10 protein-coding genes and 1 tRNA gene are annotated in these 13567 nt (G+C 34.6%); 6 read left to right on the top strand and 5 right to left on the bottom strand.

Going from position 1 to position 13567, the window contains the following annotated elements:
* Nucleotides 1-70: 70 nt before the first annotated feature.
* Both YQ22_RS16620 and YQ22_RS16615 read right to left on the bottom strand, forming a co-directional pair.
* Entirely contained in the window at nt 71-1711 is a 1641-nt protein-coding gene (locus YQ22_RS16620) for an alkaline phosphatase PhoX (protein ID WP_071342089.1), read from the bottom strand.
* Nucleotides 1712-1901: 190 nt separating this feature from the next.
* The gene (locus YQ22_RS16615; RefSeq protein ID WP_071342088.1) at nt 1902-3038 is read right to left on the bottom strand and encodes a Gfo/Idh/MocA family protein; all 1137 of its coding nucleotides are present in this window, start codon (nt 3036-3038) and stop codon (nt 1902-1904) included.
* A 222-nt stretch (nt 3039-3260) separates the two neighbouring features.
* Here YQ22_RS16615 and YQ22_RS16610 point away from each other — a divergent pair, with 222 nt between their 5' ends.
* A complete protein-coding gene (locus YQ22_RS16610; protein ID WP_071342087.1) occupies nt 3261-4745 on the top strand; it encodes a S10 family peptidase in 1485 nt (494 codons plus the stop codon).
* 4 nt (nt 4746-4749) lie between these two features.
* Here the strand turns inward: YQ22_RS16610 and YQ22_RS16605 are convergent, their stop codons facing one another.
* Nucleotides 4750-5205, bottom strand: coding sequence for a hypothetical protein (locus YQ22_RS16605; RefSeq protein ID WP_071342086.1), 456 nt, complete (start codon nt 5203-5205; stop codon nt 4750-4752).
* Between the two features lie 114 nt (nt 5206-5319).
* On the opposite strand from YQ22_RS16605, the gene YQ22_RS16600 reads away from it, so the two are divergent.
* The 3 genes from YQ22_RS16600 (at nt 5320) to YQ22_RS16590 (ending at nt 8116) form a co-directional block, all read left to right on the top strand.
* Entirely contained in the window at nt 5320-5778 is a 459-nt protein-coding gene (locus YQ22_RS16600) for a hypothetical protein (RefSeq protein WP_071342085.1), read from the top strand.
* 26 nt (nt 5779-5804) lie between these two features.
* The gene (locus YQ22_RS16595; protein WP_442914842.1) at nt 5805-6473 is read left to right on the top strand and encodes an SGNH/GDSL hydrolase family protein; all 669 of its coding nucleotides are present in this window, start codon (nt 5805-5807) and stop codon (nt 6471-6473) included.
* A 92-nt stretch (nt 6474-6565) separates the two neighbouring features.
* Entirely contained in the window at nt 6566-8116 is a 1551-nt protein-coding gene (locus YQ22_RS16590) for a M28 family metallopeptidase (RefSeq protein ID WP_071342083.1), read from the top strand.
* Between the two features lie 129 nt (nt 8117-8245).
* Here the strand turns inward: YQ22_RS16590 and YQ22_RS16585 are convergent.
* Nucleotides 8246-8321: transfer RNA gene (locus YQ22_RS16585), tRNA-His, on the bottom strand.
* Nucleotides 8322-8467: 146 nt separating this feature from the next.
* Here YQ22_RS16585 and YQ22_RS16580 point away from each other — a divergent pair.
* Together YQ22_RS16580 and YQ22_RS16575 are read left to right on the top strand one after the other, a co-directional pair.
* Nucleotides 8468-10516: a tetratricopeptide repeat-containing sensor histidine kinase gene (locus tag YQ22_RS16580; RefSeq protein ID WP_071342082.1), complete on the top strand. Its 2049-nt coding sequence runs from the start codon at nt 8468-8470 to the stop codon at nt 10514-10516.
* A 208-nt stretch (nt 10517-10724) separates the two neighbouring features.
* Nucleotides 10725-12827 carry a tetratricopeptide repeat-containing sensor histidine kinase gene (locus tag YQ22_RS16575; protein ID WP_071342081.1) on the top strand — a complete coding sequence of 701 codons (2103 nt, stop codon included), beginning with the start codon at nt 10725-10727 and terminating at the stop codon, nt 12825-12827.
* On the opposite strand, the gene bshB1 is transcribed toward YQ22_RS16575, so the two are convergent.
* Nucleotides 12824-13540, bottom strand: coding sequence for a bacillithiol biosynthesis deacetylase BshB1 (bshB1, locus tag YQ22_RS16570; RefSeq protein WP_071342080.1), 717 nt, complete (start codon nt 13538-13540; stop codon nt 12824-12826). The genes YQ22_RS16575 and bshB1 overlap by 4 nt on opposite strands.
* Between the last annotated feature and the right edge of the window lie 27 nt (nt 13541-13567).

Below are 13567 nucleotides of genomic sequence, written 5' to 3'. Positions count from 1 at the left end.
TTTGAAATTAATATGAATAGAAAAAGGTTCCCAGTGAAGGGAACCTTTAAACTTGGTACAATTACATCACTTATCTAGGTAAGCCAGTCAATTTGAATAAAACTGAACCTTCTAATGCAGCACTGCCTTCACTAATTGCTGTTGGGTCAACAAATTTTAGTCCGTCTGCCCTTACAGCTGTATCAGGAGTGGTACTAAAATTCCAACCATGTACTTGAGCCCCACCAATAAAGGTTGGTTCAGATGCACCTATGATATCGGTAACATCGATCAAGCCGGTTATTTCCCACATACTATCGGTATTACCAATACCAACACTTGCAGCATATGTTTGGTTACACTCCATAACTTCAACAAAGTTGCCCGTATTTAGGTCTAATTGCCATAACTTGGCAAAACCTGTGATATCTGCATTTAAATCTCCATAACCATTTGGATCTTCTTGAATGTAAGCATAGTTCTCAGTTACCAAAATGTTATCTGGAGAATGCATTCCATCACCTTTTCCACCTTCTAAGTCACCATCAACCACAACAGTTAATTTAGCAGGAGCCGTTGGGTCTTCAGAATCTAAAACTAGTTTGTAAACACGACCAAAACCTGTACCTCTTAAGTTAAGGTCCGGATTATCACCACGTATTCTACCGGTAGCATTAAAATATACTTCTCTTTGAGCATCGGCAGAACCTCTTCTCCAATCGATATCTTCAATTCTTTGAAATCCTATAGCACCCAAATCAATAGCTTCTTGGTTCAACTCATCTATAGTTCTTTCAGTAACTTCTACCCATTCTACATCGTATTCAATGTCTTGAGCCATACCCATTTCAAATAACTGACCGCCTTCTCCAGGAGCTGATTCTACTGGGTTTGTACCTCTAAGTACATAAAGTTTACCTCCATAAAGGTCACCTCTTTGACCAACGTACATTCCAAAATGAGCTTGCGGATAGGTATTATCGCTATGGTCATCACCCATAAAAACTACCGTTTGAGAAAAATATGCATCTTTTCCAATAACAACAGCGTTTTCAGTTGACCACTCACCCAGTGCAGGTAATCTTTCTACTTCTACCCTGTCTTCTTTTGCTCTAAAAGGGTTTACTTTAAATACACCTTTAGCGTTACCGCCCCATTCTCCACCAGAAAGGTATAAAGGACCAAACCCGTGCTCTTCAACAGTAATTGAAGATCCAGAACACATTGCCGTAAAAGCAGTAGCTGTAGAATTTACTATATAATCTCCTTGTATAGGCTGTAGTTCAGAATTCAACATAATTCTTGCAATGGAGTAATCTGCTTCTAGATTATTGATCAAAGCATAGTTGCCATCTTCGGTAGGATATAGTGCAGCACCATCCATATAAGAACCATAAACAAAAGTAGAATCAGATTCTAAGATATCTGCAGAAGACATGATCATATTAAGGTCGGCAGAACCTGCAAAAGCACCTTTTAGTTCAAATAGTTCGTTTGGAGTTACGGAACTAGTTAATGGAATAGATTCTTCTAGAGTCAAATCTTGTCCGTCAGCACCATCGGCACCATCAGCTCCGTCTGCGCCATCAGCTCCGTCTGCGCCATCAGCACCGTCTACACCGTCAATACCATTTGTACCATCTACACCGTCTTCTCCATCACAGCTCATTACAGCTAATCCTAAGCAAGAAAGGAAAAGGGCTTTAAATAGTAAATTTTTCGTTTGTTTCATTATCAATATAGTTTTTAGGTTATGAATTCCAAAACTATATAGATAACCTGTAAGTAAGGTATTCTAAAAATTAGCAATAAATGAACTAAACCTTATGATAATGTTAACATGTAAATTTAACTTGAAATCGAAGTGATCAAATCTTGAACTTAACTTTAAATTAAGATTTAACTACTTGTTTTTCAAGTAATTACACTACAATACCTAAATCACCTAATGACAATAACTGTTCTTGTCCACCTTCTCTTATCGATTTGTAAATAGCCTCTACAATTATCATATCTCTTTTTCCCATTTCACCAGGAGCCAAGTTTTTACTGTCCAACAAAATATGCTTTGCAAAATCATCCATCTGTAAAGCCTGTTGTCTTTTATGTGGAAACTTTAAGACATCTCCATTAGAAGTTCTACCACTTATTGGTCCGTAACTATGGGCTGGATCTAACTCAAACCAACCTTTACTACAATGACATTTTAATCTATTACCATTTGCATTATGCGAAGTCATCATATGTGCAACAGCACCATTCTCAAATTTAAACTGAGCTGTAATGGTCTCATCGGTATCCTTAAAATAATCTGGTCTAGTACTAAATTCTTGTGCAGAAACTGAAATAGGGTTTTGACCTGTACCATAGATACTGGTTTGTATAGCATACACACCCATGTTCATGAGCGCTCCGCCACCAGATAATTTTTTATTTAATCGCCATTGATCTGGATTACCGTTAGAAACATATCCTGCATCAGATGAAACAAACAATACATCACCAAAAATTTTTTCCCTAACGTATTTTTTGACTTCATGGGTATAAGGGTCGCTTTGCATTCTATAACCAACAGAAAGCTTAACCTTATGTTCACTGCACGCATTCATAATTGCATCACATTCCGCAACACTTACGGCCATTGGTTTTTCACAGATCACATGTTTACCTGCCTTTGCCGCACGAATACAAAATTCCGCATGCATACTGTTGGGTAATACTACATAAATAACATCTATACTGTCATTATCCGCAATGGTATCAAAATTCTCATAATTATAAATATTCTCTTTGGGTATATTGTATTTCTCTTGCCAAACAGATTCCTTTTCTTTGGTACCGGTTACAATTCCTGCCAAATAACAATGCTCCGTATCCAATAAAGATGGTGCTAATTGATAAGTACTGTAGCTCCCTAAACCAACCAAGGCTACACCCAACTTTTTACTACTTTTATTAGTTGTAAAGGCATTTGCCAACGGCATATTGGCGATAAAAGCGGATCCTAACAGGCCTTTAGTAGCCAAACCATTAAATGATCGTCTTGTAAGTTGTTTCATGAGTATTAGTTGTATGAATTAGAAAAGTAAATAATTATCAGGTAATTCCATAATTAATTAGGTTGTATTAACATTATGAATAACAGCTAAAAAATTTTAAACATATAATTTTTAAAACCATCATAATTACGGATTTGACATTTAAAACTCAATCGGTCCGAACAACGAATAAAATAGCACAATAATGCTTATTTTCGTTTTACAATAGAACCTTATCAAACCATGAAAAAAATAGTACAATTTACCTTTTGTTTGGTCACTGCATTTGCCTTTGGCCAGTCTAGGGAATTACCCGTAGACACCGTTATCACAACACAACATAACGCTACCATTAATGGCGCTAGTTTTTCGTACACCGCACAGACCGGGACCCAACCTGTGTGGGATGAAAATGCAAAACCCATAGCCTCTTTGCATTATACCTATTATACTAGAAACAACATCAAGGATCGTGCTGCTAGACCGCTATTGATTTCATTTAATGGAGGTCCAGGATCAGGTTCGGTATGGATGCATTTAGCGTATACCGGACCAAAGGTTTTAAAAATTGATGATGAAGGATATCCTGTTCAACCTTATGGTGTAAATGACAATCCACATTCAGTTTTAGATATTGCGGATATCGTTTATGTAAATCCTGTAAACACAGGTTATAGCAGAACTATCCCTGCAAGCGGAAAAGAAGTAGACCGCGACAAATTCTTTGGCATAAATGCCGATATTAAATATTTGGCAGAATGGCTGAACACCTTTGTAACCAGAAACAACAGATGGCGCTCGCCAAAATATATAATCGGGGAAAGTTATGGGGGCACACGTGTAATGGGTCTTTCTTTGGCTTTACAAAATCAGCAATGGATGTATTTAAACGGTGTCATAATGGTTTCACCGGCTGATTATAAAGTGATACGCAATTCCGGACCCGTTGCCGAAGCAATAAACCTACCTTATTATACTGCGGCGGCATGGCATCACAAAGCTTTACCACCAGCCTTACAGAGTAAGGATCTTTTAGAAATTCTACCGGAGTCTGAAGCATATACAATTGATAAGCTTATACCGGCATTGGCTAAAGGAGGATTTTTAGAGGCTTCCGAAAAAGAGGCTGTAGCAGATAAAATGGCTTATTACTCAGGATTGAACAAAAAAGACATTCTTGACCACAACCTTTCCGTACCTACTTCTTTCTTTTGGAAAAATCTTTTAAAAGATAAAAGCGGGCATACCGTAGGACGCTTAGATTCAAGATATTTGGGAATAGATAAACAACTATCTGGAACAAAGCCAGACTATAATTCTGAATTAACATCTTGGCTACATAGCTTTACCCCTGCCATTAACTATTACTTACAGGAAGAGTTAAATTTTAAGACCGATGTAAAATATAATATGTTCGGTCCGGTACACCCTTGGAACAATGACGATGACAACACCAGGGATAATTTAAGACAAGCAATGGCACAAAACCCATATTTAAATGTTTTGGTACAATCTGGCTATTATGATGGAGCTACCACCTACTTCAATGCAAAATATACCATGTGGCAAGTAGACCCAAGCGGACGCATGAAAGATAGATTTAGTTTTAAAGGATATCGTTCAGGTCATATGATGTACCTACGAAGAGAAGATTTAAAAACTGCAAATGATGATATTCGCGATTTCATAAATCGTACTATTGCAACAGGAAAAAGTGCAAAGTATTAGAAAACTACCTTTCTAGAACAGTACTGGACATTCCCAATACAAATAGCGAGTTGATCTCTGTTGTTTTTATTGGGAATTTCATTTGATGACGGTAATCTACAGTTTTTGTAGCATCTTTAAATAATTGCTCCCTTTTACGTTGTTTTCTTTTTTTGAAAATATCAATTGTAGCACCAATTGTTACACCACCCAATACGGTAGCTAACAAATCTTTATTGCTCCATCCTCCATATTGATTTTGATCAATAGCCTCTTTGGCCAAACCAATAAGCAAACTTCCACCAACTGCACCAACAAAAGTCCACGTTCTGTCTCCATCTGAAATTTCATTCGCAACCCCTGCCCCCACAAGACCATATAAATTACCTCCTAAGTAGTGAAGAACCTTATCTTGCTCAATTTGACCGTAAGCTTTAACAGCTAAAAATAGCAGAAGAGAAATAGTTAGTATCTTTTTCATACTGCGCAAAGATAAAAATTCTAATAGATGCCTTAGGTTAAATAATGACAAGTAATAACCCGTCAAATTCATCATAGGCCAATTTTATATTATCTTAGGATTTTAAATTAGAATATGGAAATAAAAAGTTTTATCAAAAGTCTTACAATAATGCACCTATTCCTATTAATAGGCTTAAGCATTTTTACCCTTTGGGTATTTTTACAGATCAATTCTTTTAATACGAGTACTACAGGGCAAGGGGTCTTTTTATACATGGTACCCGTATTTGCAATGTTAGGGTATTTTGGCAGTCAATGGGTCTTCAAAAAAATGACTTCCAATATTAAATCAGAAAGTCGTTTAGAAGAAAAGCTAAAAAAGTATCAATCTGCTTTACATATCAAATATGCCCTTATTGAAATCCCTGCCTTCATAGGATTGTTTGCATATTACAATACTGCCAATGCCCTTCCATTGGTCATTTCTGTGTGCTTATTGGCATATTTGGCAGCGCAAAGACCAAATAAGGCGAATATTATAAACAACATCCCATTAAAAGCAGAAGAAAAAGAACAAATTCAACAATCATAATAAAGATGAATAGAATAAAAACAATAATGTTTACGTGTATGTTATCTATTTTAGGATTAACCTCTGTAAATGCCCAAGATTGGCCTGATCTAAATCATTTTGAAGTTGCTAATGATACAATAGAACAAGCCAAAGAAAACGAAAATCGGGTGGTGTTTATGGGCAATTCCATTACAATAGGTTGGCTAAAAACGCGTCCGGAGTTTTTTAAGGGCAAGCCCTATATTAATCGAGGTATCAGTGGTCAAACTACGCCACAAATGTTAATACGATTTAGACAAGATGTCATTGATCTTAAACCAAAAGTGGTAACAATATTGGCAGGCACCAATGATATAGCAGGTAATACAGGACCATCTACCCTAAAAATGATTATTGACAATATTAAAGGCATGGCAGAAATGGCGCATGCAAATGACATTAAGGTAATTCTTTCCTCTACCCTACCGGCCTACGATTATCCTTGGAAGCCAGGTTTAGAACCTGCTGGAAAAATTATAAAGCTTAATGAGATGATAAAAGAATATGCCAATACGCATGGACATATCTATTTAGATTATTTTTCAAAAATGGTTGATGAGCGTAATGGACTTCCAAAAAAATATGCCAGAGATGAAGTACACCCAACAGCTGAAGGCTATATGGTTATGGAGCCATTAGTTGAAGCGGCTATCTCTGAAGCTTTAAAAAATTAAAGCTTTTAATAAGCAGGTAATCTTATTGTTGATTACAACAATTGAAACCACCTAAGATTTGATTATTTTTGATAAATTTTGATCACTATAAAATGAAAAAAACACTATTCTTATTGGTCGCAACGGCCTTATCCTGTAATTCTTCCCAAAAAACCATTAAAGAAAACGCTACTGAAGAACCACAAATTTCCTCTGAAATTACTTACGCAGAAACAATTACCGAAGCTGAACTAAAAGATCATTTATATATCTATGCATCGGATGAGTTTGAAGGTAGGGAAACCGGACAACCAGGTCAGAAAAAAGCAATAGCCTACTTAAAGGCCGAATATGAAAAGTTAGGTATTCCTGCAGCAAAAGAAGATGGCAACTATTTTCAAGAAGTACCTTTAGAGATAAGTAAACTACCTATAGGTAAACTAAGCTTGAACAATACGGATTTTATCATAGGTGAACACGTACTTACTTTTGCTGCTGCAAATTCTTCAAATGATGAAATTGTTTATATAGGTTATGGTATTGATGATACGGTATACTCTAGTTATGACAATGTAGATGTTACAGATAAAATTGTACTATTAAAATCTGGTGAACCCATAAAAGAAGATGGCACTTACGTTATTTCAGGCACTTCAGAAAAATCTATTTGGAGCAATATGTCAGAGTCATTGACCAAGCGTATACAAATTGCAGTTGACAAAGGTGCCAAGGGAGTATTATATTACGATAAGGACAATTTCAGCAGATTTAAACGCAGATTTGAATCTATGAAGCAAAACAACAGTGGTAGAATGGAAGTTGTAAATAATGACGCCCCTGAGTTTTACAGTTTATTTATAGACCAAACCCTTGCAGAAAGTATTTTACCGACCATAGAAAAAGAAAACGATTCTAAAGTTTTAACTGAAAAATTGACTTTGAGATTTGAAAGTTCTAATGACAAGGTCTCTTCAGAGAATGTTGTTGCCATCATAAAAGGTTCAGAAAAACCAAATGAATTTTTAGTGATATCTTCTCATTTAGACCATATTGGCGTAAGTGGTGATGGTCAAATAAATAATGGAGCAGATGACGACGGATCGGGTACTGTTGCCCTATTGGAAATTGCAGAAGCCTTTAAAAATGCAGTCGATGCAGGCAAGGGACCAAAAAGGTCTATAGTATTTTTACATGTCACCGGCGAAGAAAAAGGATTATTGGGATCTCAATATTACACTGATGTTGACCCTATTGTGCCCCTAGAGCAAACCGTAGCCAATTTAAATATTGACATGATCGGTAGAATTGACCCAAAACGTGAAGGAGACAGAAATTATATTTACTTAATAGGTTCTGATAAGCTTAGTATTGAATTACACAACCTATCAGAAGAAGTGAATAAGAAATTCATGAATATTGAATTGGACTATACCTATAATGACGAAAACGACCCTAATCGTTTTTACTATAGAAGTGACCACTACAATTTTGCTAAAAATAACATTCCGATCATATTTTATTTTAATGGTACGCATGCTGACTATCACAAACCAAGTGATACACCAGATAAAATCAATTATGATCTATTGGAGAACAGAACTAGGTTAGTATTTTACACTGCTTGGGAAATAGCCAATAGAGAGCAAAAATTAAAGGTAGATTAAGCATCAGCCTATTTAAATCCAATAAGCCTGGCACTTTGTGTCAGGCTTATTTTTTACATAAAAACTGACAATCAACACCTTTAAAACAAAAAAGTCTTGGAATAAATCCAAGACTTTCTATCTGCTTTAGGGTGGAAGACCGGGTTCGAACCGGCGACCCTCGGTACCACAAACCGATGCTCTAACCAGCTGAGCTACAACCACCATTTGTAAGCGAGTGCAAAGATAATTTTTTTCTTTAGTTCTAACAAATAATAAATTGAAATTTGAAGAAATAAATAATTTTAATAAACGTTTAATTAATTTATTTATAACTTGAAGTTTTAAATAAAACAACCTACTTAGCCCCTAATGCGTTCTAAATCAAATTATAAATATAATTTTTTACTCATTGCATTAACATGCCTAAGTTATACTACCTGTTTTTCTCAAATTGATAGTGTTCAATTTTATAAATCAAAAATTTCTGAATTAACAGGAGGACCAGACTTTACTGAAGACAATACCGCATATATTGATAACCTAAATTACTTATCCTATTATTCAAGGTTAATTGAGCAAGACTCCATGCTCGTTTATTCTGAAAAGGCACTTGAACTAAGTTTAAAGAACAACTACAAACAAGGAGAGCTAGAAGCTTTGACCAATTTAGCTACTTTATTTCTTTATACTGGGGATACCAATAAATCAATAGAATATGCATTACAGGTCATTGAAAGTCCCTTATTGTCGACTTACCCAAAAACTGAAATGAAGGTCTACAATGTACAAGGACAGGCTAATTTTTTCAAGCAAGATTACCCTGCCACATATGCTAATTTTTTACATGCACTTTCAATTGCAGAAAAACAAAACGATTTGTTTTTTCTGTTTAGAATGAACATGAATTTAGGCACAATTTTCAGCAAATTGGAAAATTATAACGAAGCTTTAGCATATTACGACAAGGCATTAGAAGTGACCCATAATTTAAAGGATCCTACTAAAGATGTAATGCTATTAAGTAATCTAGCATATTTAAATATTAAACTAAACAATTTAGATGAAGCAAAAATTCACCTAGATAAATGTTTAGAGTTATTTGAAAGTCAAACCAATAAAACATGGCTGGCTTGGACACAATATACCCTAGGGTATTATAATCAAGCAAAAAATAACTTTGACATCGCTTTAGATTATTATAAAAAAGCAATGGTGCTGCATGAAAACTTTAACGATGTAAAAAGCAAAGCCGATATTATATACGGTATAGCTGGCACCTATCTAAGCAAGGACAACCTACCCTTGGCAGAAGAAAACATCTTAGAAAGTATAGCATTATATAAAGCATCTAATCACGATAGTGGCTTAGAACAAGCATATCGTATTCTATATCAAATTAAAAAACAGCAAAATGATGTTGCTGAATCTTTGAAGTATTTAGAGATGACCGAAAAATTATCATATGATAATTTCAAGAAAAAGAATACACGAAATTTAACTATGCTTAATGCACGATTAAATTATGAAAAGGAAACTGAAGAACTCAAAGCCCAAAGTGAGCTGGCACTAAGTCAACAACGCAAATACATTAAATGGGCATTAGCTGCACTACTTACATTGATTATTATAGTATTCATTATTTTAAATGCCAATAGACGAGAAAAAATATTAAATAAAAAACTGGCCAAACAGGCAGAAGTATTAAATGAGAATCAAAATGCGCTTAAACAAATAAATCACAATCAGGATCGATTATTCTCAATAGTAGGACACGATTTAAGGAGTCCAATTATATCCTTAAATGAAATATTGGGTCTTTACCTAGAAGACCCGGAAGGAAAAGAATACTTTGAAAAATTTGCTCCACAGTTAAAAGAAGATATTGAACAAGTGCAGTTTACCATGGACAATCTTTTACACTGGGGGAAAACACAAATGCAAGGTAGCACCGTAAATATTAAAAGTATATTAGTTAAAGAAGAACTAGATATAATCCTACAACTATACAGAAATGAAATTAAAAAGAAATCCATAGTTGTTAATAATCAAGTAGCTGCTAACCATAGTGTCTTTGCCGATTTACAACAATTTAATATCATTTTCAGAAACCTAATTAACAATGCCATTAAGTTTACCCCAAATAATGGTATGATTACGATTTCCACCAAAATAAAAAATAAGAACTTAGTTATTGAAGTGTCTGACACAGGCGTTGGCATGACAGAGACCGATGTTCAAAAGCTTTTTAGTTCTTCTGAAAATTTCTCTAGTTATGGCACAAACTCAGAAAAAGGTACCGGCTTAGGTCTAAGGCTTGTAAAAGCTATGGTTATTAAAAATAATGGAGAGATAATGGTGAAAAGCGAACCTAACAAAGGCAGCCAGTTTATTGTTGAGCTTCCCATAGATATCAATTAGAAAGAAACTTCTAAGTTCATTATAATTTGTTTACAAGAACATCACTAACAAAACCATATTTTGGGCTAATAATTCATCCTTGATTTAAGAAATCATCGACCAACTACACGTTTAAGACGTTAAAACACACAATAAAGCGCATTTCACAACATTTATTCTATATCCCTAGCCTACTAACCTAATTTTAAACCAAGTTATAGGGATTACCATGAATTTTAGCAGAATAACCTCAAGTTTAAAATACAACCTACTAAAGGGTTGGCTTGGTGTGTTCTTATTTTCCTGCATTATAGCTCCTAAAGCCTTAGCTCAAAATACTAAAAGAGATACGCTACTGCAAGAAATAAAGGAATTTAGAAATTCTAATGTTTTCGATACCAGAGATACACTATATATTCATAATTTAATAAATCTTGCCACTGAACATCGCTATCATAATCTTGACAGTCTTTTAATTTTAAGTAAACAAAGTCTTGATTTAAGCAAAAAATCCAAATATGTAAATGGTGAGATAAGTTCTCTTCACGCCATTGGAGGTTACTATTCTGATAAAGGCAAAATAGACCAAGCAATTACCTATTTTGAAAAAGCCTATCAGCTTGCCAAAAAAAATAATAACAATTCTATTTTAATCATTAGAACGTTAAATGATTTGGCCAAAGAATATGGTTACAAAGGAGATTATTCAAAAGCTTTAAAATGGTACTTGGCAACCATTGAAATAGCCGAAAAAAACAATGATAAAAATTCCATTTCCATTGTAAATGACAACATTGCGCATTTATACCTTGAACAAAAAGATTATGAACAAGCTATGGTCTTTTTACAAAAATCAAAAGCAATACATGAAGAAGTAGGTAACCCAGTTTTTATGGCCGAGACCTTAAGTAATATCGCATCTACTTACGCTGATATGAATGAGCTTGAATATGCCATGTACAATATCAACATAAGTATTGCAACTTTTGAAAAAGAAAAAATTCTAGAATGGCTTGCGTTCTGTTATGAAATTAAAGGCAAAATCTATTTAAAAAAGAACAAGAATACTTGGGCGCTTTATTGGTATAAACAAAGCGAATTATTACATAAAGAAATAGAGGATGACCGTGCCAAAATAGACCTCTTAATTGGTATGACCGAGGCTTACATGAACCAAAGTAAAGATAGTATTGCCGAGGCTTATGCCTTAAATGCTTTTGATCTATCAAAAAAAATTGGGCTTAGAATCGGAATAAAGAACAGCGCTAAGAAATTAGCACAATTACATAAGAAGAAAAAAGATTTTGAAAAATCATTATGGTATCATGAAATTTATCAGGTAACCTATGAATCATTAACGCAAACCGGAAATGAAAAAGCATTGAATATGCTTAAAACAAAAATGGAATATGATCAACAAAAACAACAGTTGATCGATGATAATGAAAAAGCATTGGCAAAGCAGAAGATATTTGTATACGTAGCCATTATAATACTTATCATTTTTGCCATTATTATGTTCATAATTCATAGAAATGAACAACAGCAGAAAAAATTAAATCTTGAATTAAGAAATAAAAAATCTGATTTAGAAGAGAAACAAGCCTATTTAAATGAGTTAAACCAAACCAAAAATAAATTATTCTCTATAATTGGTCACGACCTTAGAGGACCAATTGGTGCTTTTCAAGGTCTTTTGAAATTATTCAAAGAAGGGGAAATGACCAAGGAAGAATTCTTGAATTTTGTACCCAAGCTAAAGGTAGATATTGATACTATTTCGTTTACTCTAAACAACTTACTTTCTTGGGGCCAAACGCAAATGAACGGTTCTGTCACCAAACATGCTACCACACAATTAGATAGCATAGTAGAAGAAAATGTAGCCTTGTTATCCGAAATTGCCGAATCTAAATCTATTTCAATAGTTAATAGAATTGAACCTAATTGCCAAATTTGGTGTGATCCCAACCAAATAGACATTATTATTAGAAACTTATTGAGCAATGCCCTTAAGTTTACTCCTAACAACGGGCAAATTGTGATAGGCGCCATTCAAAAAATCAAGACCTGTGAAATTTATGTAAAGGATAATGGTATGGGCATGAGCGAAGATATCATCAGTAAATTGTTCGAAAAAGATTCCAACCACACCACTTATGGTACAAATGATGAAAAAGGCACCGGACTTGGACTTTCCCTTTGTAAAGAAATGGTTGAAAAAAATAATGGTAAAATTTGGGTACACAGTGCTTTGGGTAAAGGCTCAAGCTTTTACTTCACCATCCCAAGGGTTCAACAACCGCAAAAACAATATAAAGAGTCTGCTTAAATCAAGTTATCAAGAGAATCTACAGCTACCAATCTTTCTACTGTAAATCCTTCTGCATAATCGACACCGACCAATCTACCTAAGTCTTCTGACCTATACTTAACGCTTTGTATAAAAGTTTTGCTACTTATTGGCGTTTCTGGCTCATTACTATTAGGATCGTGAAATTGAGAGGCATATGCCAGAATTGAATTGGTTTTTTCTTCCATATAGCCACTAATATCCACCACAAAATCTGGTGTAATATTCTTCCATTGTATATAATGGTAAACTTGTTTAGGTCTCCATTCTTTTTGATTTTCCTCCTCTACTGTTGTTTCTATTCTTCTTAACCCACTTAAAAAACAGGCGTCACTGACCAACTTACTTCCTTTACCATGGTCTATATGTCTATCATCAATAGCATTGCATAAAACGGTATTAGGCTGGTATTTACGTATCATTTTTATAACCTCCAGTTGATGCTCCTCATCATTAACGAAAAAACCATCTCTAAACTTTAAATTTTCTCGCACAGCTACACCTAAAACTTTTGCAGCAGCGGCAGATTCCTTATCACGTATCTCAGCAGAACCTCTTGTGCCCAATTCACCACGTGTTAAATCTACAATACCTACTTTCTTTCCAAGTGCTATTTCTTTTGCAATGGTACCTCCTGCCCCAAGTTCAGCATCATCAGGGTGTGCTCCAAAAACCAAAATATCCAATTTCATTTTATATTCTTTCTTAGTACTACTAAT

Origin of the sequence: Maribacter sp. 1_2014MBL_MicDiv, assembly GCF_001865655.1 — a bacterium.
In the GTDB taxonomy this organism is placed as follows: Bacteria; Bacteroidota; Bacteroidia; order Flavobacteriales; family Flavobacteriaceae; genus Maribacter; species Maribacter dokdonensis.
The sequence above is the reverse complement of the archived record's forward strand: the minus strand, read 5'-3'. Positions and strand labels throughout refer to the sequence as shown.

What these genes read in the sequence shown, in the direction of transcription:
- YQ22_RS16600 (WP_071342085.1), top strand. Translation starts at nt 5,320, where the DNA reads ATGGAAATAAAAAGTTTTATCAAAAGTCTTACAATAATGCACCTATTC.
- YQ22_RS16580 (WP_071342082.1), top strand. Translation starts at nt 8,468, where the DNA reads ATGCGTTCTAAATCAAATTATAAATATAATTTTTTACTCATTGCATTA.
- YQ22_RS16620 (WP_071342089.1), bottom strand. Translation starts at nt 1,711, where the DNA reads ATGAAACAAACGAAAAATTTACTATTTAAAGCCCTTTTCCTTTCTTGC.
- YQ22_RS16615 (WP_071342088.1), bottom strand. Translation starts at nt 3,038, where the DNA reads ATGAAACAACTTACAAGACGATCATTTAATGGTTTGGCTACTAAAGGC.
- YQ22_RS16595 (WP_442914842.1), top strand. Translation starts at nt 5,805, where the DNA reads ATGTTTACGTGTATGTTATCTATTTTAGGATTAACCTCTGTAAATGCC.
- YQ22_RS16575 (WP_071342081.1), top strand. Translation starts at nt 10,725, where the DNA reads ATGAATTTTAGCAGAATAACCTCAAGTTTAAAATACAACCTACTAAAG.
- YQ22_RS16605 (WP_071342086.1), bottom strand. Translation starts at nt 5,205, where the DNA reads ATGAAAAAGATACTAACTATTTCTCTTCTGCTATTTTTAGCTGTTAAA.
- YQ22_RS16610 (WP_071342087.1), top strand. Translation starts at nt 3,261, where the DNA reads ATGAAAAAAATAGTACAATTTACCTTTTGTTTGGTCACTGCATTTGCC.
- YQ22_RS16590 (WP_071342083.1), top strand. Translation starts at nt 6,566, where the DNA reads ATGAAAAAAACACTATTCTTATTGGTCGCAACGGCCTTATCCTGTAAT.
- bshB1 (WP_071342080.1), bottom strand. Translation starts at nt 13,540, where the DNA reads ATGAAATTGGATATTTTGGTTTTTGGAGCACACCCTGATGATGCTGAA.